The sequence below is a fragment of the Streptomyces cyaneofuscatus genome (genome assembly GCF_042718795.1).
GTDB classification, from domain to species: Bacteria; Actinomycetota; Actinomycetes; order Streptomycetales; family Streptomycetaceae; genus Streptomyces; species Streptomyces cyaneofuscatus_A.
The window spans coordinates 279110-304236 of the sequence record NZ_JBHXOX010000007.1 but is presented as its reverse complement, the minus strand read 5'-3'; the positions used below and the strand labels follow the sequence as shown (position 1 = coordinate 304236).

Genomic DNA, 25127 nt, shown 5'->3' with positions numbered 1-25127 from the left:
GCCCGCTCCGTCCCGTGCCTGACCACCGTCCAGGCACTCGCCGCGGCCGTCCAGGGCATCGACGCCCTCAACGGCGGCGACGTCGGCGTCCGCTCCCTCCAGGAACACGCCGAACAGCTCACCGCGATGGTTCTTCGGGATCAGCTCGAACCGGCGGGCATCGAGGTGTCCAGCGCGACCGAGACGGCCAGCAGGGCGAGGGCCGTTCCCATCATGTAGCGCTGCACCTTGAGCCAGGACGGGCGGCGGGCGAGGAACACGGCGATGGATCCGGCGGCCAGGACGATGCTCAGGTTGATGGTGAGGGCCACCACGATCTGGACGGAGCCGAGCACGAACCCCTGGAACAGCACATGTCCCGAGTCCAGGTTGATGAACTGAGGGATGAGGGAGAGGTACATGATGGCGATCTTCGGGTTGAGCAGGTTCGTCATCAGCCCCATCGTGAACAGCTTGCGCGGCGAGTCGTGCGGCATCTCCTGGGGGGCGAAGACGGAGACGCCCCCGGGCCTCAGGGCGGTCCAGGCGAGGTAGGCAAGGTACGCCGCCCCGGCCAGCTTCACCGCGATGTACAGCTCGGGTACCGCTATGAACACCACCGACAGGCCGAGGTTCGTGGCCAGCAGGTAGACCAGGAACCCCACCGCGACACCGCCGAGGGAGACCACGCCGGCGCGCCGGCCCTGGGTGATGCTCCGGGAGACGAGATAGATCATGTTCGGGCCGGGGGTGAGCACCATCCCCAGGGCGACCATCGCGACCCCCAGTACTCCGGTCAGCTCAACCATTTGCTGCGCGCCGCCTTCTGTTCGTGGTCTGTTCCTCGGCCGGTCGGCCGGTCGACCGATCGGTTCCTTTGCCGCTCCGTGTATTTACGGGCTCCTGAAGGAGTCCTGTCTCGGAGCAATTCGAGTGTAAGGTCAATTCTTTCCTCGGTTCAATACGGAATATTGAACTCGGTGCAATAATGTGCTTCGATGCCACTGGGCGTGTCGACGAGCGATGAACGACGAGTGATGAGCGATGGCTGACGAGCGATGACTGATGAGTGCGGAAGGTGAGGCCCGTGAAGGACTACCGGAGCGTCGCCGACGCGGTGGCCGCGGAGATCAGGGCGGGCCGGCTCAGGGCGGGTGAACGGCTGCCCACCCAAAGGGAATTCGCCCGGCAGTACGGCATCGCCAATTCCACGGCCACCCGCGTCTATCAGGAGCTCGCGCGCCGGGGTTTCACCGAGGGCCATGTGGGGCGCGGAACTTTCGTGCGCGACGCTTCAGGCGCGGCGGCCCCTGTCCCCGCGCTGTCCGAACCCGCCGACAGCCGGGTCGACTTGGAGCTGAACTACCCCGTGGTGCCCGAGCAGGCCGAGCTGCTCGCCGCCGGTCTGGGGAAGCTGCTGAGCCCGGGCCGGCTGGAGCCGGTGCTGCGCCCGGTCGGCGCGGCCGGTACCCGCGCCGCCCGCGATGGGGCGGCGGACCTCCTCGCACGGGGCGGCTGGCGCCCCGATCCGGCGCGGATCCTGTTCGCCGGGAGCGGCCGGCAGGCGATCTCGGCGGTCGTCGCGGCGGTGACCCGGCCGGGCGCACGGCTGGGCGTCGAGGAGCTGACGTACCCGGTGCTCAAGGCGATCGCCACCCGGCTCGGTGTCACCCTCGTGCCGCTCGCCATGGACGAGGCCGGGCTCATCCCCGAGGCGGTGGAGGAGGCGCACCGGGCCGGGCCGCTGCACGCCGTCTACGTCCAGCCCGTCCTGCACAATCCGCTGTCGCTGACCATGCCCGCAGACCGGCTGGACCGCCTGGCCGATGTGCTGCTGACCTGCGGGATCCATGCGATCGAGGACGCCGTCTGGGCCTTCCTCCGGGACGACCTGCCGCCCCTCGCGTCACGTGCGCCCGAGCGGACGGTCCTCGTCGACAGCCTGTCCAAGCGGCTGTCCCCGGGGCTCTCCCTCGGCTTCGCGGTGGCCCCCGCCGCCGTGTCGGGCGGGGTCGCGGCCGCTCTGCGCTCGGGGGGCTGGACGCCCATGGGTTTCCCGCTGGAGGCGATGGCCCAGTGGCAGGCGGACGGCGTCGTGGAAACGCTCGTACGGGCCAAGCAGCGGCAGGCCGTGGAGCGGCAGGAGATCGCGCAGCGCCATCTCGGGGACTTCGTGACCCGTAGCGCGCCGGGGTCGTACTACCGCTGGTGGGAGCTGCCGCGTCCGTGGCGCGCCGACACCTTCGTGGCCGCCGCGGCGCGGCACGGCATCGCGGTCACCCCGGCAGCCGCGTTCTCCGTCGGCCGGCACCGTGGCTCGCACGCGATCCGGCTCGGTCTCGCCTCGCCCGACGAGGAGACCCTCTCCCGGGCCCTCGCGACCCTGGCCGACCTGGCCAGGTCGGCCCCGGACGATCTCGCCCAGGACTGAGGGGGCGGGGAGGGGCGGAGCGGGAGGGGCAGGGCGAAGGCCGATCGTCTCAAAATATGAGACGATCCCCGTCAATTTCAAGGCGAAATCGGCCGAATAGCGAATGACGCTGTTTGTGCCGTTCGTGCATCAGCCCCAGGCCGAGTCTTTTCGTGCCCGTTTTGCGTGGCGCGTGCGCTCTGAAAAGCAAGTATGCGCAGCGCTGACGGTCCGATACATACCATCACCTTATCGATGTGATTGTTTCCATGTTTCACGGAGGGTGTTTCCCGTTTGTGAAAATTTCCCGGGCGAGTTGCTGTGGATAGCCCGGGAGGCGGTATCTTTCTTGCTTTCTTTCGGGCGCATTTTTTGCGTCACGGCCATCCTTATGCATATTCAGGCGACGGTGCGAGCCTGCCTGTCGTCCCGACCACGAATTGCGGCAACACGAAGGATGAGCAGATGGCGTCAGAACCTGACAAAGCATCACTTAGCGAGGTGCGCCTGAGCGAGGAGGTGCTACGGCGCTACCGCGAGGCGCTGGAGGCGGGGACGATATCCGGTGATGTGCCCGGGTCCCTCGTACGCTCCGGTCTGCTCAGGCCGCTGCCCGGCCGGCGGGACGTGTACGTGCCCGTCCCCCCGGGAATCGCCGAATCGCTGCTTGCGCGCCATGTCGAGCGCGACATAGAGGAGCGCCGGAAATCCCTGGAAGTTTTGCATTCATCTTTTCTCGCCGCGGAGGCCGTCTACCGAAAGGCCCAGCGCCGGGCCGAGCCGCCCCTCGAGTCCCTGAACGGCGAAGAGGTGATCGGTGAGGCCCTGCGGAAGGCCGTCGGGTCCTGCAAGGAGGAGCTGCTGACCGCGCAGCCCGGCGGCGGCCGCCCGCCCGCGCTCCTCGCCGAGGCCTTGCCCCGCGATCTCGCGCTGCTGCGGAAGGGTGTCCGGCAGCGCACCCTCTACCAGCACAGCGTCCGGTCGCACGCGCCCACCCTCGCCTACATCGAACAGGTCCTCGCCGAGGGCGCCCGGGTCCGTACCGTGGATGAGGTTTTCGAGCGGGTCATCATCTGCGACCGCTCCGTCGCCTTCATCCCGGGTACCGCGGAGCGCAAGAGCACCGCGCTGGCGCTTCGCCACCCCGGGGTGGTCGAGTTCCTGGCCAAGATGTTCGACCACGCGTGGGAGCGCGCCGAGCCGGTCACCATCACCGTCGAACGCCACCGCCCCGACCTGCTCACCAGCTCCGTCCGCAGGACCGTGCTCCGCATGGTCGTCACCGGCCACACCGACGAATCCATCGCGTCGCGGCTGGGCATGAGCGCCCGCACCGTGTCCACCCACATCCGCAAGGTCTCCGAAGCGCTGGGCAGCCGCAGCAGGGCGGAGCTGGGCTACCTCCTCTCGCAGCGACGGCTGCTCGAACAGGGCAGCGCCCTCCCCGGGGAAGCGCCCGGCTCCCCGGCCCGTCAACGCCGACAGGCCACGCGGGAGTCCTGCGGCTGATGTCAACGCGGCTGTCGGCTGCGGGCGTTCACCTCGGCGAGCTGGGCGCTCAGCTGTTCGGCACGGCTGAGCGGCCGTACGTTCGCGGGGTCCGCCTCCCAGGGGCGCCCGCCCCCGAGCGGGCCGAGCCGGACGAGGGCGCCCCGGTGGCCGAGCACCACCCCCACCCGGTCGCACCCGGCGTCATGGACGGCCGCCCCGACACCGGGGCCACCGCCCTCCGTCACCTGGCCGGCCCGTTCGTGATGGCGGCCGCCAACGCGTGGGCCACGGGGGCGGAGCAGACCCCGAGGTGGACGAGGGCGTAACGGATCTCACCCGCGCGCTCCGAGGTGGCGCCCTTGCCATCCGGCCCGGCGTCCGGGCCGCTCTCGCCGTCCTCCCCGTCCTCGCGCACGGTATCGGCCCACGGCGTACGGACATCCATGGCCGGAAGCTGGATACCGGCCCCGGTGAGGGCGGTGGCCAGCGCGTCCCGCGCATCCATCGCTTCCTTCACCTTGGCGGCAACGGAGTTGAACGCGACGCTCGGCGGCGTACGTCGGGGGAGAGGCGGCTTGGACGACATGGCGTCCTCCTTCGGCTGATGTTGCACGGAACCGGCGCCCCGGCCACCCGGACTGAACTACCGTGCGTGAGGGACTCATTACGAGAATGGCCTGGCCGGGAGTGCGGTCCCGCCCCATTCCGGTGCAGCTTCCCGGCCCGGAGATCCACGTTCCACACGTTCCACGGAGGACGCGATGCCGACGAGGCGAGCGGTCACGGGCCGCAGCAGGGAACCACGCGCACGCTTCGCGGAGGAGCTACGGCTCCTGCGCACGGCACGCGGTCACAGTCTGCGGGAGCTTGGCGAACGGCTGGGCTGGGATTGGTCGCTGTTCGGCAAGATGGAGAAGGGCGAGACGGTCGGCGGCCCGGAGGTGGTCCAGGCGCTGGACGTCCATTACGGGACGCCGGGGCTGCTGCTGGCCCTCTGGGAGCTGGCCGTCAGCGACAAGACGCAGTTCAAGGAGCGGTACCGGCGGTACATGGCGCTGGAGGCCGACGCGGTGAGCCTGTGGCACTTCGCGGTGAGCGTGCTGCCGGGGTTGTTGCAGACACCGGCGTACGCGCGGGAGCTGCTGGCGGCCGGTGGGCTCAAGGGGGAAGCGCTGGACCAGCAGGTCGAGGCGCGGATGGGGCGGCGAAGCCTGCTGACGGGGGAGGGGGCTCCGCCGTTCCGGACGATTCTGTCGGAGGCGACCTTGCGGACGGCTCTGCGGGATGCAGGGGAGTGGCGGAAGCAACTGGAGCACCTGGTGGAGATGTCCGAGCGTCCGAACCTGACGCTTCAAGTCCTGCCGCAGAAAGCCGGGTTGCACGGCTTGTCGAGCACGGATGTCTGGTTCCTTCGGCTGCCGGATGCTCGTACGGTGGCCTACACGGAAAACGGATACGGAGGCGACCTCATCGAGGAGAACGCCGCAGTTGAGCGTGTGCAGCGTGTGTACGATGCGACACGTGACCTGGCGCTTTCCCCGGCTGAGTCGCGAATCTTCGTTCTACGCGTGTTGGAGGAGCTGTCGTGGGATCCATCGACCTGACCGCCGCGGCTTGGCGCAAGAGCAGCTATAGCAACCAGGACGGCGGTGCGTGCCTTGAGATCGCCGACGACTTCGCCCCCGTCGTCCCGGTCCGAGACAGCAAGAACCCCCGCGGCCCGGTTCTCACGTTCGCGGCCGCCGGCTGGTCGTCGTTCGTCGCCGCTGTGAAGGGCGACGACCTGAGCGCCTGATCCGACGCCGGTACGAGATGGCCCCCGCTGACACGTTCAGCGGGGGCCATCGTCGTACTCCCGCCGAGCTGAAAGTCGCGCCGGGCGCCTTCTCAAATGTAGTGCTGTGTGAAATTGTACTGTCGCACAGTACCTTGCGTGTCCATGCCAAACGTGCGGATGTGCAGGGTCCCGCTCCGCCATCCCCATCCCCACCCACCCTCACCCCCCACACCCGTCCTGGGTGAGCCTGAAGAGGAGGCCGCTGGTGAGACCAGCATCGATGCGCAGACGCGCCGCGACCTTAGCCGCGTTGGCGCTCTGCATGTGCCTGGGTACGACCTCGTTCGCCGCCCCGTCGTTCGCATCCGCTCCGCAGTCCCCGCAATCCTCACAGTCCCCGCAGGTCCCGGCGGATGCCACGGCCCCGGCGGCCGCCGACGGTGCGCCCGAACCCGACCACGTACGTGCCTCGGCCCTGCCCGTCGACGAGCGGGGTCCGGCCCCGGCGTCCGACGCCGCACGCAAGCAGGACTACGACGAGCGTGCCGAGGGCCCCGGCTCCGCCCCTGCCGCCGCCTGTGATCCGGCGGACTTCACCTCGCGTACCGGCAGCGCCCTGGTCCAGCAGATCAAGGCCTCCGACGCGGCGTGCGTCAACACGCTGTTCGGTCTCACCGGCGAGAACGCGCGCCTCGCCTTCCGGGAGGCGCAGATGGTGACGGTGGCGTCCGCGCTGCGCGACGCCTCGGCCACCTATCCGGGCAACGGCACCACCGGCGTACCGCAGTTGGTGCTCTACCTGCGGGCCGGGTACTACGTGCAGTGGTACAACGAGCCGGCCGTCGGCCCGTACGGACCGGCGCTCACCACCGCGATACGGTCCGGGCTCGACGCCTTCTTCGCCTCCCCGCGCTCGCGTGACGTCACCGACGCCAACGGCGAGGCGCTCTCCGAAGCGGTCGTCCTCATCGACAGCTCCCAGGAGAACGCCCGCTACCTCCCCGTCGTCAACCGCCTGCTCGCCGGCTACGACACCTCGTACAACGCGCTGTGGAACATGCGGGCCGCTGTCAACAACACCTTCACCGTGCTCTTCCGGGGCCACCAACTCCCGGCGTTCGTCGCGGCCGTCACAGCGAACCGGTCCACCGCCGACACGGTCCACTCCTTCGCCTCCCGTAACCTCGCCCTGCTCGGCACCGACCACGCGTTCCTCGTCACCAACGCGGGCCGCGAACTCGCCCGGTTCCTGTCGTACGAGGCGCTCCGCGCCGGGGTGCGCCCGCAGGTGAAGGGGCTTCTCGACCGGACCTCCATCACCGGGGTGACCGCGCCCCTGTGGGTGGGCCTGGCCGAGGCGGCCAACTACTACGACGCGGCCAACTGCGCCTACTTCGCGACCTGCGACCTGCCCGGCCGCCTCGACAGGGCCGCTCTGCCGGTCCGGCACGACTGCAGCGGCAGCCTGCGCATCCGGGCCCAGGAGATGTCCGCCGCCCAACTCGCCTCCACCTGCGCCAGCTTGGCCGGCCAGGACGCCTACTTCCACGGCATCGCCCGTGACGACGGGCCGGTGGCCGGTGACCTCAACGCCCGGCTCGAAGTCGTCGTCTACAACTCCAGTGACGACTACGGGACGTACGCGGGCGCCATGTTCGGCATCGACACGAACAACGGCGGCATGTACCTGGAGGGCGACCCGTCCGCCGTCGGCAACCAGCCGCGCTTCATCGCCTACGAGGCCGAGTGGCTGAGGCCGGACTTCCAGATCTGGAACCTCAACCACGAGTACACCCACTACCTCGACGGCCGCTTCACCATGGCCGGAGACTTCGCCGACGGCATGACCACCCCGACCGTCTGGTGGGTCGAAGGGTTCGCGGAGTACGTCTCCTACTCCTATCGCCGACTCACCTACGACGCCGCCATCGCCGAGGCAGGCAAGCGCACTTACCCCCTGAGCGCCCTGTTCGACACCACCTACGACAACAGCGACAGCACCCGGATCTACCGCTGGGGCTACCTCGCGGTCCGCTACCTGATCCAGTCCCACCGCGCGGATCTGGACACCGTGCTGCGCCACTACCGCGCCGGGAACTGGAACGCGGCCCGCACCCACCTCAAGACCACCATCGGCACCCGCTACGACGCCGGCTGGAACGCCTGGCTCACCGCCTGCGCCGCCGGTGACTGCGGTGAGGCCACGGACCCGACCGATCCGCCCGACCCGACCGATCCGCCCGACCTGCCCGAGTGCACCCTCCCCGAGCGGACCCGGCTCGACCGCAACTGCGCCCGCTACGGAGTCTCGGCCCGGGCCGGCGACTACGCCTACCTCACCCTCTATGTGCCGTCCGGGACAACGAAGTTGCGCATCAGCACCCACGGCGGGACGGGCAATGCCGACCTGTACCACCGGGCCGGTTCCTGGCCGTCGAAGACCGACTTCACCCACCGGTCCGCCCAGCCCGGCAACTCCGAGACGGTGACCGTGAACAACCCCACTCCGGGGTGGAACTACGTCTCCGTCGCCGCTGAACAGGCGGTGTCGGGGCTCGTGGTCTCCGCGGAGTTCTGACCCAGCCCTGCTCGGTGCCGACGGCCCGCTCCCGCCCCGGTGGGAGCGGGTCTTGGCAGACACTGCGTCATGTGACATGTTACTGCCGTGCTCAAGGGAGAGTCCGTGGATCTCGTCGTGATCGGCGCCGGAGTCGTGGGTGCCGCGTGCGCCTACTACGCCGCTGAGGCCGGTCTGTCGGTGGCCGTCGTCGACCGGGGGCCGGTCGCGGGCGGCACGAGCGGTTCGGGTGAGGGCAACCTCCTCGTCTCGGACAAGGAGCCCGGTCCCGAGCTGGAGTTGGCCCGGACATCGCTCGGGCTCTGGAGCGAGCTCGCACAAGTCCTCCCCCCGGATATCGAGTTCGAGGCCAAGGGTGGTCTCGTCGTCGCCGAGGACGGTGAACAGCTCGCACGGTTAGGGGAGTTCGCGGCGTCGCAGGCTCGTTCCGGGGTCGCCGTGGAAGAGGTGGGCCCCGGCGGTCTCCACGACCGGGAGCCCCACCTCGCACCCGGCCTCGCCGGAGGGTTCCACTACCCGCAGGACGCCCAGGTGCAGCCCGCCCGGGCCGCCGCCCGCCTCCTGGAGGCAGCCGGGCGGGCGGGGGCGCGGCTCTTCCTGGGGGAGGAGGTCACGGCCGTCACGACCACCCCGGAAGGCCGGGTGAGCGGGGTGCGAACCGCACGCCGCCGACTGCTGACCGGAGCGGTCGTGAACGCGGCGGGCACCTGGGCCGACCGGATCGCGGCGCTGGCGGGCTCCCACCTCCCCGTCCAGCCGCGACGGGGCTTCGTCCTCGTCACCGAACCCCTTCCCGCAATGATCCGCCACAAGGTGTACGCGGCGGGGTACGCCGCCGATGTGGCAAGTGGGGAAGCGGAGTTGCAGACCTCGCCCGTCGTGGAGGGCACACCCGCCGGGCCCGTCCTCATCGGCGCGAGCCGGGAACGGGTGGGGTTCGACCGCCGCATCTCCGCCGAGGCCGTGCGCAGGCTGGCCGCAGGGGCGACCGGGCTCTTCCCGGTGCTCGCGCAGGTGCGCATCCTCCGGGTCTACTGCGGCTTCCGCCCGTACCTGCCCGACCACCTGCCGGCCATCGGCCCCGACCCGTACGTGCCCGGCCTCCACCACGCCTGCGGCCATGAGGGCGCCGGGATCGGCCTCGCCCCGGCGACGGGTCTGGCCATCGCCCAGCAACTGACCGGCGGGGAAACGGAGATCGACGTCGGTCCGTTCGACCCAGGGCGGCTGACGGAAGCCGCCGGTGCGCTGCCGGGCAGTTGACGCAGGCCCGTCCCCGCACGGGGCCTCCTGCACCAGTTCGCGTACGAGAGAGGGGAAGGCCGTCCATGCGCCACCGAGCCGAACCGCCGCCCGCCGAAGCCGCGCCGCTCGTCCACTTCGCCTTCGACGGCCGTGCCCTCGCCGCCCGGCAGGGACAGAGCATCGCGGGCGCCCTCTGGGGCCACGGCATCGTCGCCTGGCGCACCACGCGCGGCGGCGGACGGCCGCGCGGGGCCTTCTGCGGTATGGGCGTCTGCTTCGACTGCCTGGTCACCGTCAACGGCGCACCCGGCCAACGTGCCTGCCTGGTAAGGGTGTCGGAGGGTGATGTGGTCGCCTCGCAGGAAGGGCACGGGCGTGACGAGTTCGCCATCTGACGGCACGGGGAGGGGCAGAGTTCCGGCCTCGGGAGGCCCCGCCGCGCGAGGCCCCCTCCCGGCGCCCGGCCCCTACGGCACACCCGGCTCCTACGACCTGGCGGTCATCGGCGCCGGGCCCGCAGGCCTGGCCGCCGCCGTCACCGCGGCCGACGGCGGCCTGCGCGTCGTGCTGATCGACGCATCGGAACGCCCGGGCGGTCAGTTCTTCCGCCATGCCGCCCCCGGCCTCGCCTCGCGAGCCGACCCCGTCCGCCACAGGCGGGCCACGTTCGCCGCATGGTCCGCCCGCCTGGCGGCACACGTGCGAGGCGGCAGGATCACCCACCTCCCGCGACGCCACGTCTGGACGGCAGCCGAAGGGGACGACAGCCCGGAGGCGGGCCCCGAGCGCTGGACGCTCCGCCACGTCCCGGTCGACGGCGCCCCGACCGCCCCCGCTCCCGCGCCCGCAGACGGCATACGGGTCACGACAGCCCGCTTCCTCCTCCTGGCGACCGGCGCCTACGAGCGCCAACTCCCCTTCCCCGGCTGGACCCTGCCCGGTGTGGTCGCCGCCGGCGGGGCGCAGGCGATCCTCAAGGACTCCGGGGTCCTGCCCGGCCGGCGCATCGTCGTGGCCGGCAGCGGACCGCTCCTGCCCGCCGTCGCCGTCTCCCTCGCGGAGGCGGGCGCCGACATCCCCGCCCTGGCCGAGGCCGCCTCGTACACCGGCTACGCCTCCCGCCACGGCGTGCTCGCCCGCAACCCGGCGAAGGCGGTGGAGGGGGCCCGGCTCGCGGCGGATCTCCTGCGGTACCGGATCAGGCTGCGCACCCGCAGTGCGGTCGTCCGGGCGCACGGCAGGGAGCGGGTCGAGGCGGTCACCCTCGCCACCCTCGACCAGGACTGGCGGCCGGTGCCCGGGACCGAGGTGCGTATCGCCTGCGACGCGCTCGCCGTCGGCCACGGCCTCGTCCCGCAGCTCGAACTCGCCGTCGCCCTCGGCTGCGCCCTGCGCACCGCACCGGACGGGACACCCGCCGTCGAGGTCGACGGCCAACAGCGCACCGACATCAGAGGGTTGTGGGCGGCCGGTGAACCGACCGGTGTCGGGGGCGTCGAACTCGCCCTGCTGGAAGGCCGGTCCGCCGCCCGGAGTGCGGTGGCCTCCTTCCACGGAAGCGAGCGCGACACCCGAGCGCGCGGGGCCGTCACCCGCCGACGCCGCTTCGCCGACCTGATGGCGACGGTCCACCGCCCGGGCGCCCACTGGCCGCAGTGGGTCACCGAGGACACCGAGGTATGCCGCTGCGAGGAGGTCACCGCCCACGACCTGCGCCACTCACACGAGTTGGGCGCCCGGGACGCGCGGAGCGCCAAACTCCTGACCCGGGCCGGGATGGGCTGGTGCCAGGGCCGGATGTGCGAGACCGCCGTCACCTGCCTCGCGGCCGGCGGCGACGGCTCCGCCCCGCTCGTCCCGGCCCGCCGGCCGCTCTCCTGCCCCGTCACCCTCCGGGACCTCGCGGACTCCGGCCCGGCCGCCGACGCCGGTCCCACGGCCACCCCGGGGGCCTCAGCCCTCTGACGCCCACCACCGCGAACACAGGTTGCTATCAAAGGAGTTGCCCATGCCCCACACCCACCCCTGGCACGGCGTCATGGTCGCCACCACCCTCCCCTTCCGCGCGGACCTCTCCGTCGACCACGACGCCTTCGCCGACCACGTCCGCTCGCTCATCGACGCCGGCTGCGACGGCGTCGTACCCAACGGGTCCCTCGGCGAGTACCAGACCCTCACCGGCGAGGAGCGCCGCCGGGTCGTCGAGACCGCCGTCGACGCGGCGGGCGACGGGGCCCGGGTGATGCCGGGCGTCTCCGCCTACGGCAGTGCGGAGGCCCGGCGTTGGGCCGATGAGGCGGCGCAGGCGGGGGCCGGTTCCGTACTGCTGCTGCCGCCCAACGTCTACCGGGCCGACGAGGCCGCCGTACGCGCCCACTACGCCGAGGTCGCCCGTGCCGGGCTGCCCGTGGTGGCGTACAACAACCCGTACGACACCCGGGTCGACCTCACCCCCGCCGTGCTGGCACAGCTCCACGAGGCCGGGGACATCGTCGCCGTGAAGGAGTTCACCGGCGATGTGCGCCGGGCCTGGGAGATCGCCGAACGGGCTCCGGGGCTCGACCTGTTGATCGGTGCCGACGACGTCCTGCTGGAGCTCGCCGTGGCGGGGGCCGTCGGCTGGATCGCCGGATTCCCCAACGCGCTCCCCGGCTCCTGCACCGCCCTCTACCGCGCGGCGGTCGCCGGTGACCTGGACACCGCCGTACCCCTGTACCGGAAGCTGCACCCGCTGCTCCGCTGGGACTCCCGGACCGAGTTCGTCCAGGCGATCAAGGCGTCCCAGGACGTGGTGGCCGAGGGGAGCGGCGGGCCGTGTCGGCCGCCACGTACCCCGCTCGCTCCTCAAGACGAGTCGACGGTGCGGGCGTTGACCGAGAAGCTGCTCGCCGAGGGCCTGGACTGAGACAGCGCAGACCACCCGCCCACCAGTTCCCCCGAAGGAGCAGAGCTGTGCGCAGCCGTCGCACCATCCACACCGTGGAGTCCCACACCGAGGGCATGCCGACCCGCGTCGTCACCGGCGGCATCGGAACCGTACCCGGGGCCACCATGGGCGAGAGGCGTATCTACTTCCAGGAGCACCTCGACGACCTCCGCACCTGGCTGATGTACGAGCCGCGTGGCCACGCCGCGATGAGCGGGGCGATCCTCCAGCCGCCCACCAGGCCCGACGCCGACTGGGGGGTGCTGTTCATCGAGGTGTCGGGGCTGCTGCCGATGTGCGGTCACGGCACCATCGGCGTCGCCACCGTCCTCGTGGAGACCGGCATGGTGACCGTCGCCGAACCCGTCACCACGGTCCGGTTGGACACCCCCGCCGGGCTGGTCGTCGCCGAGGTCCGGGTGGAGGGCGGCGCGGCCACCGCCGTGACCCTGCGTAACGTTCCGTCCTTCACCGCCGCTCTGGACCGCCAGGTCGAGGTCCCCGGGTACGGCACGGTCACCTACGACCTCGCCTACGGCGGCAACTTCTACGCGATCCTTCCCCTCGACCGCCTGGGCCTGCCCTTCGACCGGGCGCGCAAGGACGACATCCTGCGGGCCGGGCTGGACATGATGGCGGCTGTCAACGCCACGGAACCGCCCGTCCACCCCGAGGACGCGTCGATCACCGGCTGCCACCACGTCCAGCTCCTGGCCCCGGGTTCGACCGCCGCGCACTCCCGTCATGCCATGGCCATCCACCCGGGCTGGTTCGACCGATCCCCCTGCGGCACCGGCACCTCCGCGCGCATGGCCCAGCTCCACACCCGGGGCGAACTGCCCCTGCACAGCGACTTCGTGAACGAGTCCTTCCTCGGTACGTCGTTCACCGGCCGGCTCGTGGAGGAGTGCCGGGTGGCGGGGGAGCCGGCGGTCGTCCCGACGATCACGGGGCGGGCCTGGATCACCGGGACCGCGCAGTTCCACCACGACCCGAGCGACCCGTTCCCGGACGGCTTCCTGTTGTAAAGAGTCCCGAACTCCCGTCGGGTAACGTGACATTGCACCGAAAGAAACCCGAAGAACCCCGAAGTCCCGGAGGACGCCGTGGCCACCCTGCAGTCGCGCAAACTCGTGTCCCCCACGGAGAACCTGCGCGACCAGGTGGCCCACGCCCTGCGCGCCGCGCTCATCGCCGGGGAGATCAAGCCCGGCGGCGTCTACTCGGCCCCCGCCCTCGCCGCCGAGTTCGGCGTCTCGCCCACCCCGGTGCGCGAGGCGATGCTGGACCTCGCCCACGAGGGGCTTGTCGAGGTCGTACGGAACAAGGGCTTCCGGGTGACGGAGATGACCGAGCGGGACCTGGACGAGTACACGGAGATCCGTACGCTCATCGAGGTGCCCACCGTCGGCAAGGTCGTCCGGACGGCGACCCGGGAGCAGCTCGAAGCCCTGCGGCCCGGAGCCGAGGCCATCGTGGCGGCGGCCCGGGGGCACGACCTCATCGGCTACCTCGACGCCGACCGCCGCTTCCACCTCGACCTGCTCGCCCTCGGCGGCAACCGCCACCTCGTCTCGGTCGTCGGCGACCTCCGCAAGCGGTCCCGGCTGTACGGTCTCACCGAGCTCGACGAGGCCGGGGTCCTCGTCGACTCCGCCGAGGAGCACGTGACGCTGCTCGACCTGATGATCGCCCAGGACGCCGAGGCGGCACAGGCCCTGATGCGCCACCACCTGGAGCACGTACGGACCCTCTGGGCCAGCCGCCCGCAGCCGGAGCAGCGCAGCGCGCTCACCCTGAACCGCGCCTGATCCCCCGCGCTGCCCCACCCCGCCGAGGTCAGCGGCAGAGCAGGGCCGCCTTCAGGTCCAGTTTGTGGTCGAGCCGGGCCAGGTCGCGGCCGGTGAGCAGTTCCACCCGCTGGATGCGGTAGTGCACGGTGTTGACGTGCAGATGCAGGGCCTCGGCCGTCCGTGCCCAGGACCCGTTGTGCGCCAGGAAGGTGTCGAGGGTCTCCAGGAGCATCCGGTGGGAGGGGTTCGTGGCGTCGGCGAGCGGGCCCAGGGCATGGATGCCGAACGCCGTCCGTACGTCGGTGGGGACGCCCGCGAGCAGGGCGTCCAGGGTGGTGAGGTCGTCGATCGCGGTGAGGTTCGCGCTGCCCGCCCGCTCCGCCGCCGTCAGTGCGTAACGGGCCTGCACCAGCGCCCCGTTCAGCTCGGTCGGCGTCGCGGCCGGGGTGCTGACTCCGCCGTACGGAAGCACGGTCTCGTCGCAGGTGCGCAGCGCGGGCCACAGCTCCTTGAGGGCGGGTACCACGTCCTCCGGTGAACCGGAATCCGTCGCGATCACCGCCACGGCCCGACCCCCGGCCAGTCTCCCCGTCACGGACCGGTGGCCCGCGAGATGGCGCACCGCCTCCTCCAGCGCCTCCGCCGCACCGTCCCCCGCTGCCCCCAGGGAGACCTCCATCACCGTGTACGGCCCGTGATCCGGCAGACCGCAGGCGCGCAGGACCGCCCCAAGCGGCGCGGAACGGGACCCGGACCCCACACCGCTTCCGGCACCCGGTGTGTCCAGCAGGGCCAGCAGCTCCTCGGCAGGACCGCGCGCCGCGGCCTCGCGGCGCAGCATCCCCGGCCGGTACTGGGCGAACACCTCGGCTATCTCGTGCAGCATCCGCGGCGGCACGTCCACCTCCCCCGGCAGGTGCAGGAACCACTGCCCGTACGGGGACGCGTCCGGATCCACGCGCAGAGCGGCCTTCAGCCGCCCGGCCGCCCGGGGAGCCGTGAGGACCCGGGCGCCCGGCGTACGGGCGATCGTGCGGCCGGTGGCACTGAGCACGTAACAGGGCGGGGTCCCCAGCCGGTCGACCGCCCGGGTGAGCAGCGTGTCCGGGTCCGCGCCGTCCGCGAGGAGGCGGCTGAGCTCGCCCCGCACGTTCTCCGGCAGCGCGTAGGGGGCGGCGGCCGGCCGGCGGCTGAGGTCACCCCACTGCCGCAGGTACACGGTGTCGGTGATCGCCCGGAAAGAAGTGTGCACCGGCACGGAGAACAGTGCGATCCCGTGTCGGCGGCAGGCGTCCACCAGCACCTCCGGCACCGTCCCGTGCGTCTCCTCGCCCGCCAGCAGCGCGGCCGCACCGGCATCCCGCAGCGCCGCGACGAACCGGTCCGCCGTCCCCTCCTCGTCCGCCGCGCTCCACCACACCAGACCGCTGAGCACGATCTCGCCCCGCTGGAGGAACCGCCCCGGGTCCTCCAGATCGGTCGCGGTCACCCCGCTGATCTCCCGCGCGAGGAGCGGCGGCCCGCCCCAGAGCAGGGTGAGGTCCAGGGACTCCAGCCGGAGGAGGTCTTCGACGTGCATGGGCGGTCTCCTAGGGCCTGCCGGGCACCGCACCCGGCATCTCACATTCACGAGGCGAAGGCGAGTCGTTGCATCGTAAATGCAAGCCCAGACGACGCAAACACCTCTTGGTTGATCCTCCAGTGTTACGTCTGGGGCCTGGTGTATTTCCGTACGGTGAACCAGTCGTGCGGGCCCCTGTCCTGCGGCTTCACTGGCCGGTATGGACCTCAACACGGTGCTCGATGTGCGGGACGGCCGCAGCCCCGCTCCCTGGCGGCCGGGCGACGCCTGGCTCGGCGGGGGCACCTACCTCTTCTCCGAGCCGCAGCCGCGTCTGCGCCGGCTGGTGGACCTGAGCCGGATGGGCTGGGAGCCGGTGCGTGAGCTGCCGGACGGCTCGCTGGAGCTCGCGGCGACCTGCACGATCGCGCAACTCTCCCGGTTCGGGAAGACCTGGCACGCGCCGGCGGCTCCCCTCGTCGAGCAGTGCTGCCGGGCCTTCCTCGCCTCGTTCAAGATCTGGAACATGGCGACCGTCGGCGGCAACCTCTGCAACGCCCTGCCCGCCGGGCCGATGATCTCGCTCACCGCCGCGCTGGACGGCACCTGCCTGCTCCGCGCCCAGGACGGCTCGCTGCGCCGCGTGAAGGTCGCGGACTTCGTCACCGGCGCCGGCCGCAGGGACCTGGCCGAGGGCGAACTCCTGCGCTCGGTCACCCTGCCCGCCCGCGCCCTGGCCTCCCGTACGGCGTTCCGCCAGGCGTCCCTGTACGGGCTCGGGCGCTCGGGGGCCCTGGTCATCGGGGTCCTGGACCCGGTCGACGGGTCGCTGGCCGTGACGGTGAGCGCGGCGACGGTCCGGCCGTTCCGCTACTGGTTCCCGCTGCCGCCGGACCGGCACACCCTGCACGCCACCATCGACGCCACGATCGGCGCCGACGACTGGTTCGACGACATCCACGGACTGCCCGCGTGGCGGCGGCACATGACGCTGCGCTTCGCGGAGGAGATCCGCCGCCAACTGACGTCCGAGGGAGTGGCATGAGCTACGGCATCCACATCAACGGCCGCCCCTACGAGGAGGAGCCCCGCGCCGGCCAGTGCCTGCGCACCTACCTCCGCGAGCGCGCCTGGTTCGGCGTGAAGAAGGGCTGCGACGCCGGGGACTGCGGCGCGTGCACGGTCCACGTCGACGGGGAGCCGGTGCACAGCTGCCTCTATCCGGCGGTCCGGGCCGAAGGGCGGGCCGTCACCACGGTGGAGGGGCTGGCGGACGAGGACGGTGAACTCCACCCCGTACAGCAGCAGTTCCTGGACGCGCAGGGCTTCCAGTGCGGGTTCTGCACCGCCGGGTACCTGATGACGACCGCCGCTCTCGACGACGAACAACTGGCCGACCTGCCCCGGGCGTTCAAGGGCAACATCTGCCGCTGCACCGGCTACCGGGCCATCGAGGACGCGGTGCGCGGCGTACGGCACACCGAGGAGCCGGACGCCGGGCGGGCCGTGGGCCGCAACCTGGGCGCCCCGGCCGGGCCCCAGGTGGTGACGGGCACCGCGCGGTACACCTTCGACCTCGACGTCCCCGGCCTCCTCCACATGAAGCTCCTGCGCTCCCCGCACCCGCACGCCCGCATCCTCGCCATCGACACGGCCGCCGCCCTGCGCGTCCCCGGCGTCCACCTGGTCCTCACCCACCACGACGCCCCGGAACGCCTCTACTCCACCGCCCGCCACGAGCACCCCACCGAGGACCCCGACGACACCCGGCTGCTCGACGACACCGTCCGCTACATCGGCCAGCGCGTCGCCGCCGTGGTCGCCGACAGCGAGGCGGCGGCCGAGGAAGGATGCCGCCGCATCGAGGTGACGTACGAGCAACTCCCCTACGTCACCGACCCGGAGGAGGCGATGGCCCCCGGCGCCCCGGTCGTCCACGACAAGGGACCCGAGTCGCGCATCGCCCGCCCGCAGAACAATGTCGTCGGTGAGGTCCACGGCGAGATCGGCTCGGTGGAGGAGGGGTTCGCGGCGGCCGACGTCGTGTACGAGGAGACCTTCCGCACCCAGCGCGTCCAGCACGCCAGCCTGGAGACACACGGCGCGGTCGCCTGGTACGAGAGAGGGGAGGACGGCGAGGAACGGCTCACCGTACGCTCCAGCACCCAGACCCCCTTCCTCACCCGCCGTGCCCTGTGCGCCTTGTTCGACCTGGAGTTGAAGCGGGTACGGGTGCTGGCGGGCCGGGTCGGCGGCGGCTTCGGCGGAAAGCAGGAGATGATCGTCGAGGACGTCGTGGCGCTCGCCGTGATGCGCCTGCGCCGCCCGGTCAAACTGGAGTACACCCGCGCCGAGCAGTTCTACGGGGCGACCACCCGCCACCCCTTCACCATCGGCGTCCGCGCGGGCGCCCGGTCGGACGGCACGCTCACCGCGCTCCAGGTCCGGGTGGTGTCCAACACCGGTGCGTACGGCAACCACGGCCCGGCCGTGATGTTCCACAGCGTCGGCGAGTCGATGGCCGTCTACCGCGCCCCGCACAAGAAGGTGAACGCCTACTCCGTCTACACCAACTCCGTTCCGGCGGGCGCCTTTCGCGGCTACGGCCTCGGCCAGGTCGTCTTCGCGGTCGAGTCCGTGATGGACGAACTGGCCCGGCGTACCGGCGTCGACCCCCTGGCCTTCCGGGAGTTGAACATCATCGGCCCCGGCGAGCACATGGTCAGCCCCGGTGGCGAGGAGGAGGATCTGGAGATCGCCAGCTACGGCCTCGACCAGTGCCTCCAGGTCGTACGGAACGCGATCGAGGAGTACGGGGAGGGGCCCGGTTCCCCGGCCGGTTCCGGGCCCGGCGACGACGTCCCCGAGGGGTGGCTCGTCGGCCAGGGCACCGGGATGTCGATGATCGCCACCGGACCGCCCGGCGGCCACTTCGCCGACGCCACGGTGAAGCTGCTCCACGACGGAACGTACGACATCGCCGTCGGCACCGCCGAGTTCGGCAACGGTACGACCACCGTCCACAAACAGATCACCGCGGGCGCTCTCTCCACGACCGTCGACCGGATCGCGATCCGCCAGTCGGACACGGACGTGGTCCGGCACGACACGGGCGCCTTCGGCTCGGCGGGGACGGTGGTGGCGGGCAAGGCGGTGATGAAGGCCGCCGACGCCCTCGCCGTACAGCTGCTGGAATTCGCGGCCCGGTATCTGGGAGCTTCGGGGCCGGGGGAGTGCCGGCTCACGGCGGACGCGGTGGAGTGCGCCGGGCGCGTGATCAGCCTCAAGGAGCTGTTCCAGGCCGCCCGCGCATCCGGGCGCGAGCTGTCGGCGGACGGACACTGGGGCGGTTCGCCGCGTTCGGTGGCGTTCAACGCCCAGTGGTTCCGGCTGGCCGTGGACCCGGGCACGGGCGAGATCCGCATCCTGCGCAGCGTGCACGCCGCCGACGCGGGCAAGGTGATGAACCCGATGCAGTGCCGGGGCCAGGTGGAGGGCGGCGTGGCGCAGGCGCTCGGCGCGACCCTCTTCGAGAACGTACGGCTCGACGAGCGCGGCGAGGTGACCACGGCCGCGTTCCGTCGCTACCGGGTGCCGCAGTACGCCGATGTGCCGCGCACCGAGGTGCACTTCATGGAGACCTCGGACGCGATCGGCCCGCTGGGCGCGAAGTCGATGAGCGAGAGCCCGTTCAACCCGGTCGCCCCGGCCTTCGCCAACGCGCTGCGCGACGCGACGGGGATCAGGTTCACCGAGCTGCCGCTGACGCGCGACCGGGTGTGGCTGGCGCTCGACGCGGCCGGCCGGGGCTGACGATCACGTCCGGAGGGCGGGTCGCCGACTGGTCGGCCGGGACACGCGCCCCCGGGAGGTCCGGCGTCGCGCAGCGGGGCGGAAGGTCGGGGGTGAGCAGTGATCGCGGTCGGGTCATGGGTACCACCTGCCTTGCCGGCGGGAGTCCGGACGGGCTCCTACCAGTGATTCGGAGCCGTACGGCAAGGGGATTGGACCCGCCCCGGCCCCCGGCCCCCGTCCGCCGACGTCCGGCTCCCGGCTGGGCGAGGTGAGGTGGGCGGGGAGGGTGGGTAAGGGGCCTGGCGAAGACCCCTGTTACGTTTAGCTTAGGCTTGCCTAACTCTCACCCGCTCGTCCAACCATGAGGAACACCCATGCTCGGCTTCACCCGCGTGCGTCGTCACACCCTTGCCGCTTCGGCCACCGCCGTCGCCCTCGCCGTCGTCCTGGCCGGCTGCTCCTCGGACGGTGACAGCGGCAAGGACGCGGCGAAGGACACGGGCAGGAGCGGCGGCGCCTTCCCCGTCTCGATCAAGAGCTCGCTCGGTACCGCGAAGATCGACGAGAAGCCCGAGCGCATCGTCACCCTCGGCCAGGGCTCCGCCGAGACCGCGATAGCCCTCGGCCAGACCCCGGTCGGCATCGAGAGCTACCCGTGGGGCAGCGACAAGTCCGGCTACCTCCCGTGGATCAACGAGGCCGTGAAGAAGTCCGGCGACAAGCTTCCCAAGCAGTTCACGGGCGGCGAGGAGATCGACTTCGAGGCCATCACCGAGCTGAAGCCGGACGTCATCCTCGCCCCCTGGTCGGGCATCACGCAGAAGCAGTACGACGTCCTCAAGGACATCGCCCCCACGGTCGCCTACCCGGACCAGGCGTGGAGCACCGACTGGGACCAGCAGATCGACATCATCGGCAAGGCGCTCGGCCGCACCGAGGACACCGACGGCCTCAAGACGAAGATCGAGAAGCAGCTCGCCGACGCCGCGGCCACCCGTCCGAACTACAAGGACGTCACCTTCTCCTACATCTACAACTCCGGCCCCGGCACCCTCGGCGTCTTCAAGCCCGAGGAGCAGCGCGTCAAGATGGTCTCCTCGCTCGGCCTGAAGGTCGACCCCGTGGTCAACGGCTTCAAGGAGACCCCCGGCACCGACTCGGCCCTCATCGGCCTGGAGAACGCCGAGAAGCTGAAGGACAGCGACCTGGTCTTCACGTTCTACACGGACGCGAAGAACCGCAAGGAGATCGAGGGCCAGAAGCTGTACGGCGCGATCCCCGCGATCAAGAAGGGCGCCGTCGTCGCGAGCAACGACAACTCCTTCGTCACCGCCTCCTCGATCATCAACCCGCTGACCGTGCCGTGGACGATCGAGCGCTACCTGCCGATCATCGACGAGGCCGTCAAGAAGGCCGGCAAGTAACCCCGGCCGGGTATCCGGACCACCCAGGCCACCAGGCACACTGCACTCCCATGGCAACCACCACGGTCGCACCGTCGAGCGGCGCCGGCACCTCGCGTGCCGGCGCCGCTCGGACGGCGTTCCTCCTGCTCGCGGCGGTCGCCGCACTGGCGGTCGCGCTCTGCGCGAGCGTCATGTTCGGCAGCCGCTCCACCTCGTTCGGCGATGTCCTCGGCGTCGTCGGCGGAACCGCCGACGACAACGTCACCGCGATCATCGAGAGCCGCTACCCCCGTACCGCCCTCGGCGTCCTCGCCGGGCTCTGCCTCGCGGTCGCGGGCACCCTCATGCAGGGCGTCTCGCGCAACCCGCTGGCCGAACCGGGCCTCCTCGGCATCAACGCGGGCGCCTCCGCGAGCATCGTCGCCGCGACCGCCTGGTTCGGCGCGTCGGGCGCCACCGACACCATGTGGTGGGCGCTGCCCGGTGCGCTGGTCGCCGGGGTGCTCGTCCATGTCATCGGCTCCGCCGGTACGGGCACGAGCGTGGTGCGCCTGGTGCTCGCCGGAGCGGTGCTCACCGCCGTACTCATGGCGTTCATCCAGGCGGTGACGCTCAGCAAGCCGCAGGTGTTCGACAGCTACCGCTACTGGGTCGTCGGAGCGCTCGGCGGCCGGGACTTCGACGTGTTCTGGTCCGTCCTGCCCTTCGCCGTCGTCGGCTTCCTGCTCGCCCTCGCCCTCGGCCCCGGCCTCAACGCCCTGGCCCTCGGCGACGCGACCGCCGTCGCCCTCGGCTCGCACCCGGCGCGCACCCGGGGCGGCGGGCTGCTCGCCGCCACCCTGCTGAGCGCCGCCGCGACCGCCGCCGTCGGCCCGATCGCCTTCGTCGGCCTCGCCGTGCCCCACGTCGTACGGGCCCTGGTCGGCGTCGACTTCCGGGTCCAGCTCCTCTTCTCCGCGCTGCTGGGCCCGAGCCTGCTGCTCCTCGCTGACGTGGTGGGCCGGGTCGTCATGCGGCCCACCGAACTCATGGTCGGCGTCGTCACCGCCTTCATCGGCGCACCCGCGCTGCTCATCGCCGTACGCAGGATGCGGGGCACCACATGACCGTCACCACCGAACCCCTCCGCAAGCCCGTCAAGGCCCCCCGCGGCTACCTGGTCGTCGGCCGCACCGTGGCGCTGCCGATGCGCCGCGCCTCCCTCCTCGCGGGCGCCGGGCTCCTCGTCCTCCTCCTCGCGGCCGCCGTGGCAACCCTCACCTGGGGGCGCCTCGGCCTCGACCTCGCCGATCTGCCAGCGGCCCTCCTCGGGGACGCCGAGGGCAAGGACCGCTTCGTCTTCAACCGGCTGCGCGGCCCCCGCCTCACCGTCGCCATCGGGGTCGGCGCCGCGCTCGGCCTCTCCGGCGCGCTCTTCCAGTCCGTCACCCGGAACCCGCTCGGCAGCCCCGACGTCATCGGCCTCTCCGCCGGAGCGGGCGCGGGCGCCGCGATCTGCGCGCTGATGTTCCCCGACACCGTCCCCGTCGCCGTCGGCGCGCTCCTCGGCGCGGTCCTCGCGATGGCCCTCGTGTACGTCTCCACCGGCACCGGATTCCGCAACCCCGCCCGGCTCGTCATCGCCGGTATCGGGGTCGCCGCGATGGGCGCCGCCGTCACCCAGTACGTCGTCTACGCCCTGGAGCGGGACAAGGCCTCCGTTCTCACCGCCTACGTCAACGGCAGCCTCACCGCCCGTTCCTGGACCGACGCCACCACCATCTGGCTGGTCCTGCTCGCCGCCGCCCCGCTGACCGCCCTGATCTCCCGGCGGCTCGACATCGGCGAGATGGGCGACGACATCGCCGAAGGGCTCGGCTCCGAGCCGAGGAAGGCCAAGACCCTCGCCGTGGTCCTCGCCATCGCCCTCTCGGCGGCCGCCGTCAGCGTCTCGGGCCCCATCGCCTTCATCGCCCTGACGGCCCCGCAGATCGCCAAGCGCCTCACCCGCGGCTCCGGCCCCCACCTGCTCCTCTCGGGCCTCACCGGCGGCCTGCTGCTGGTCGCCGCCGACCTCTGCGCCCAGCAGTCGCCGCTCTTCGAGGACCTGCCGGTCGGGATCTACACCATGGCGATCGGCGGCGCGTACCTCGGCTATCTGCTGATACGGGAGTGGCGCCGGGGCGTGCTCTAGAGGCTCGCGGCCCTCAACTCCGCGAACAGCTCCCCCAACGTCTCCTCGCTCGGGATGTGGTCCGGCGCGCCCTGCTCCGTCAGCCGGGCCGCCGGGAACAGCGCGGCGGTCGCCTCCGCCGCCGGGAACGGCACCTCCTGGTCCGCCGGTGCGTGCCACAGCCGTACGGGCTGCGCCACCTCGCCCGGGACGAACCCCCACGGGCGGGTCTGGAGCCGCACCTCCCGGGCCGGCCCCCGCCAGCCGTGGGCGGCCAGGCCCGGCAGCGAGGCGAGCACCGCGGGGGAGCCGGCGAACACCTCCGCCATCCGCTCCGCCGCCCCGGCGAACCGGGCCACGATCTCGTCCACCCCGGCGAGCCGGGCGGCCTCCAGCACGTCCTGCTCGTCCGCGTCCGGTCGGCCGACGCGGATGTCACCGATGAGAGTGTCGTCGAAATCAGGTGAGGCTATCTCTTTAGTTTGATTTCTTCGGGTAGAGCTTCTCCCCTTCAGCGAGAGGGAGTTCACCCGCGAGGTGGAGGACCGGCGGAGGCGAGGGGGCCCGGAACGGGTCGCCGGAGACGGTGACGACTGGTCACGTACAGGTTCGTGGACCATACTGCCCGCCGTGGAGCAGAGCATAGATTCGAACAAGAAGCCCGAGTTCGCCGCTGGCACCGACCCGGCGTTCATCCCTCTCCCCGGCCTGGCGGCACCTGTCGCGACCCGGAAGACCGAACCGGAATCGGAGGCCGCACCGGAAACGGACCCGGAGACCGCCCCGGAGCTCGACGAAGCGGTTGCGGAGGTTACCGAGGCCGACGCCGACGCAGTGTCCGACGCGGAAGCCGAAGCGGAAGAGGCCGAGGACGGTCCGGTCTTCGAGATCAGCGACCGGCGCGGCTCGATCCGGGTGGCCCGGGAAGGCGTCCGGTTCACGCTGGACGACCAGGAGGCCGACTTCGACTGGTCCGAGATCGGCGCGGTGGAGATGAACCCGGCCCGCTTCGGCCGCCGGTTCACCGTGACCGTGCACCTGTCCAGCCGGCGCTGGTTCAACGCCGAGGTCGAGGCGGAGAGCCGGGCGCAGCTCAAGGAGTGGCCGGCCGAGCTGGACGCCGTCCTGGACGCCTACTTCGAGGAGTCCTGAGCGGTCGGCCGCGCCCCGGACACCGCCGAGCGGCACTCCCGCCCCCGGACACCGCCCGGGGGCGGGCGAGCGGTGCCGGAGGGTGATTCCTTATGCGCCGCACGAGCCGCACGAGCTGTACGCGCCGCACGGACCGTATGGGCCGCACGGGCTGTACGGGCCTCACGGACCGTACGAGCCGTAAGGGCCGCAGCCGCCCGTCACTCGCCGCGCCGGGACTCCTTGCTGCTCCGGACGCGCTTCACGACCCACCAGGCCAGCGCCAACGCGGCCAGTCCGAGCACGACCTTGGACACGAGCCCGACGTACGTCCCGACCACGTCCCAGCTGTCGCCGAGCCAGTAACCCGCCAGCACCAGCACGGTGTTCCACACCAGGCTGCCCGCCGTCGTCAGCCCGATGAACACCGGCAGCGGCATCCGCTCCACACCCGCGGGCACCGAGATCAGGCTCCGGAAGACCGGCACCATGCGGCCCAGCAGGACCGCCTTGGTGCCGTGCCGCGCGAACCACTCCTCCGTCCGCACCAGGTCCGCGGGCTTGACCAGCGGCAGCTTGGCCCAGAGGGCGTGCATCCGCTCCCGCCCGAAGACGGCGCCGAGCCCGTACAGCGCCAGCGCGCCGACGACCGAGCCGAGCGTCGTCCAGAACAGGGCGGAGGCCAGGCTCAGCACGCCCTGCGACGCGGCGAACCCGGTCAGCGGAAGGATGACCTCGCTCGGCAGCGGCGGGAACAGGTTCTCCAGGGCGATGGCGAGGCCGGCGCCCGGCCCGCCGAGCGTCTCGACCAGCCCGGTGGCCCAGCCCGCGATGCCGCCCGTCGGCTCCTCGGCAGCGACTGACAGTGCGAGGTGCATGAAGG

General features: G+C 71.7%; 24 protein-coding genes. 18 read left to right on the top strand and 6 right to left on the bottom strand.

From position 1 onward, the window contains the following. Positions 1-219, top strand: a 219-nt coding sequence (locus ACFWRT_RS10215) for a hypothetical protein (RefSeq protein WP_380955746.1), incomplete at its 5' end; no start/stop codon positions are given. On the opposite strand, the gene ACFWRT_RS10210 is transcribed toward ACFWRT_RS10215, so the two are convergent. Further along, on the bottom strand, positions 141-788 hold the full coding sequence (locus tag ACFWRT_RS10210; RefSeq protein ID WP_380955747.1) for a LysE family translocator: 648 nt from the start codon (positions 786-788) through the stop codon (positions 141-143). The genes ACFWRT_RS10215 and ACFWRT_RS10210 overlap by 79 nt on opposite strands. A 278-nt stretch (positions 789-1066) precedes the next feature. Here ACFWRT_RS10210 and ACFWRT_RS10205 point away from each other — a divergent pair, with 278 nt between their 5' ends. Together ACFWRT_RS10205 and ACFWRT_RS10200 are read left to right on the top strand one after the other, a co-directional pair. Beyond that, positions 1067-2410, top strand: a complete 1344-nt coding sequence (locus ACFWRT_RS10205) for an aminotransferase-like domain-containing protein (RefSeq protein WP_380955749.1) — start codon at positions 1067-1069, stop codon at positions 2408-2410. Between the two features lie 444 nt (positions 2411-2854). Then, positions 2855-3898, top strand: coding sequence for a LuxR C-terminal-related transcriptional regulator (locus tag ACFWRT_RS10200; RefSeq protein ID WP_380955751.1), 1044 nt, complete (start codon positions 2855-2857; stop codon positions 3896-3898). A 2-nt stretch (positions 3899-3900) separates the two neighbouring features. Here the strand turns inward: ACFWRT_RS10200 and ACFWRT_RS10195 are convergent, their stop codons facing one another. Both ACFWRT_RS10195 and ACFWRT_RS10190 read right to left on the bottom strand, forming a co-directional pair. Continuing rightward, positions 3901-4125: a hypothetical protein gene (locus tag ACFWRT_RS10195; RefSeq protein WP_380955753.1), complete on the bottom strand. Its 225-nt coding sequence runs from the start codon at positions 4123-4125 to the stop codon at positions 3901-3903. Beyond that, a complete protein-coding gene (locus ACFWRT_RS10190) occupies positions 4122-4466 on the bottom strand; it encodes a hypothetical protein (protein ID WP_380955755.1) in 345 nt (114 codons plus the stop codon). Before ACFWRT_RS10190 ends, ACFWRT_RS10195 begins: the two co-directional genes overlap by 4 nt. A 175-nt stretch (positions 4467-4641) precedes the next feature. Here ACFWRT_RS10190 and ACFWRT_RS10185 point away from each other — a divergent pair, with 175 nt between their 5' ends. From ACFWRT_RS10185 to ACFWRT_RS10145, 9 genes are all read left to right on the top strand, one after another. Continuing rightward, positions 4642-5484, top strand: coding sequence for a helix-turn-helix domain-containing protein (locus ACFWRT_RS10185; protein WP_380955756.1), 843 nt, complete (start codon positions 4642-4644; stop codon positions 5482-5484). Further along, the gene (locus ACFWRT_RS10180) at positions 5466-5675 is read left to right on the top strand and encodes a DUF397 domain-containing protein (protein WP_380955757.1); all 210 of its coding nucleotides are present in this window, start codon (positions 5466-5468) and stop codon (positions 5673-5675) included. Before ACFWRT_RS10185 ends, ACFWRT_RS10180 begins: the two co-directional genes overlap by 19 nt. Positions 5676-5937: 262 nt before the next feature. Next, positions 5938-8235 carry a M9 family metallopeptidase gene (locus ACFWRT_RS10175; protein ID WP_380955774.1) on the top strand — a complete coding sequence of 766 codons (2298 nt, stop codon included), beginning with the start codon at positions 5938-5940 and terminating at the stop codon, positions 8233-8235. Between the two features lie 105 nt (positions 8236-8340). Further along, on the top strand, positions 8341-9498 hold the full coding sequence (locus ACFWRT_RS10170) for an NAD(P)/FAD-dependent oxidoreductase (RefSeq protein ID WP_380955758.1): 1158 nt from the start codon (positions 8341-8343) through the stop codon (positions 9496-9498). A 65-nt stretch (positions 9499-9563) separates the two neighbouring features. Continuing rightward, positions 9564-9875: a (2Fe-2S)-binding protein gene (locus ACFWRT_RS10165; RefSeq protein WP_380955759.1), complete on the top strand. Its 312-nt coding sequence runs from the start codon at positions 9564-9566 to the stop codon at positions 9873-9875. Then, positions 9856-11445, top strand: coding sequence for an FAD/NAD(P)-dependent oxidoreductase (locus ACFWRT_RS10160; protein WP_380955761.1), 1590 nt, complete (start codon positions 9856-9858; stop codon positions 11443-11445). Before ACFWRT_RS10165 ends, ACFWRT_RS10160 begins: the two co-directional genes overlap by 20 nt. A 43-nt stretch (positions 11446-11488) precedes the next feature. After that, a complete protein-coding gene (locus tag ACFWRT_RS10155; RefSeq protein WP_380955763.1) occupies positions 11489-12385 on the top strand; it encodes a dihydrodipicolinate synthase family protein in 897 nt (298 codons plus the stop codon). 47 nt (positions 12386-12432) lie between these two features. After that, on the top strand, positions 12433-13434 hold the full coding sequence (locus ACFWRT_RS10150) for a proline racemase family protein (protein WP_380955764.1): 1002 nt from the start codon (positions 12433-12435) through the stop codon (positions 13432-13434). A gap of 78 nt (positions 13435-13512) precedes the next feature. Continuing rightward, complete coding sequence (locus ACFWRT_RS10145; RefSeq protein WP_380955766.1) at positions 13513-14217, top strand: GntR family transcriptional regulator; 705 nt, start codon at positions 13513-13515, stop codon at positions 14215-14217. Between the two features lie 28 nt (positions 14218-14245). Here the strand turns inward: ACFWRT_RS10145 and ACFWRT_RS10140 are convergent, their stop codons facing one another. Continuing rightward, positions 14246-15778, bottom strand: coding sequence for a helix-turn-helix domain-containing protein (locus ACFWRT_RS10140; RefSeq protein WP_380955767.1), 1533 nt, complete (start codon positions 15776-15778; stop codon positions 14246-14248). A 202-nt stretch (positions 15779-15980) separates the two neighbouring features. Between ACFWRT_RS10140 and ACFWRT_RS10135 the strand changes: the two genes are divergently transcribed. The 5 genes from ACFWRT_RS10135 to ACFWRT_RS10115 all read left to right on the top strand — a co-directional run bounded on the left by ACFWRT_RS10135 (position 15981) and on the right by ACFWRT_RS10115 (position 23134). Next, positions 15981-16805, top strand: a complete 825-nt coding sequence (locus tag ACFWRT_RS10135; RefSeq protein WP_380955769.1) for an FAD binding domain-containing protein — start codon at positions 15981-15983, stop codon at positions 16803-16805. Further along, positions 16802-19573 (top strand): molybdopterin-dependent oxidoreductase, encoded by a 2772-nt coding sequence (locus tag ACFWRT_RS10130; protein ID WP_380955771.1) that lies wholly within the window; start codon positions 16802-16804, stop codon positions 19571-19573. Before ACFWRT_RS10135 ends, ACFWRT_RS10130 begins: the two co-directional genes overlap by 4 nt. A gap of 356 nt (positions 19574-19929) precedes the next feature. Beyond that, complete coding sequence (locus ACFWRT_RS10125) at positions 19930-20979, top strand: iron-siderophore ABC transporter substrate-binding protein (protein ID WP_380955772.1); 1050 nt, start codon at positions 19930-19932, stop codon at positions 20977-20979. A gap of 50 nt (positions 20980-21029) precedes the next feature. Then, positions 21030-22067 carry a FecCD family ABC transporter permease gene (locus ACFWRT_RS10120; RefSeq protein ID WP_381121254.1) on the top strand — a complete coding sequence of 346 codons (1038 nt, stop codon included), beginning with the start codon at positions 21030-21032 and terminating at the stop codon, positions 22065-22067. After that, positions 22064-23134 carry a FecCD family ABC transporter permease gene (locus ACFWRT_RS10115; RefSeq protein ID WP_380951437.1) on the top strand — a complete coding sequence of 357 codons (1071 nt, stop codon included), beginning with the start codon at positions 22064-22066 and terminating at the stop codon, positions 23132-23134. Before ACFWRT_RS10120 ends, ACFWRT_RS10115 begins: the two co-directional genes overlap by 4 nt. Here ACFWRT_RS10115 and ACFWRT_RS10110 read toward each other — a convergent pair. Next, the gene (locus ACFWRT_RS10110; RefSeq protein ID WP_380951438.1) at positions 23131-23643 is read right to left on the bottom strand and encodes an alpha/beta fold hydrolase; all 513 of its coding nucleotides are present in this window, start codon (positions 23641-23643) and stop codon (positions 23131-23133) included. The genes ACFWRT_RS10115 and ACFWRT_RS10110 overlap by 4 nt on opposite strands. A 100-nt stretch (positions 23644-23743) precedes the next feature. On the opposite strand from ACFWRT_RS10110, the gene ACFWRT_RS10105 reads away from it, so the two are divergent. Next, entirely contained in the window at positions 23744-24265 is a 522-nt protein-coding gene (locus tag ACFWRT_RS10105; protein ID WP_380951439.1) for a hypothetical protein, read from the top strand. A gap of 200 nt (positions 24266-24465) precedes the next feature. Here the strand turns inward: ACFWRT_RS10105 and ACFWRT_RS10100 are convergent, their stop codons facing one another. Continuing rightward, entirely contained in the window at positions 24466-25122 is a 657-nt protein-coding gene (locus ACFWRT_RS10100) for a DedA family protein (RefSeq protein ID WP_380951441.1), read from the bottom strand. Positions 25123-25127 lie beyond the last annotated feature (5 nt).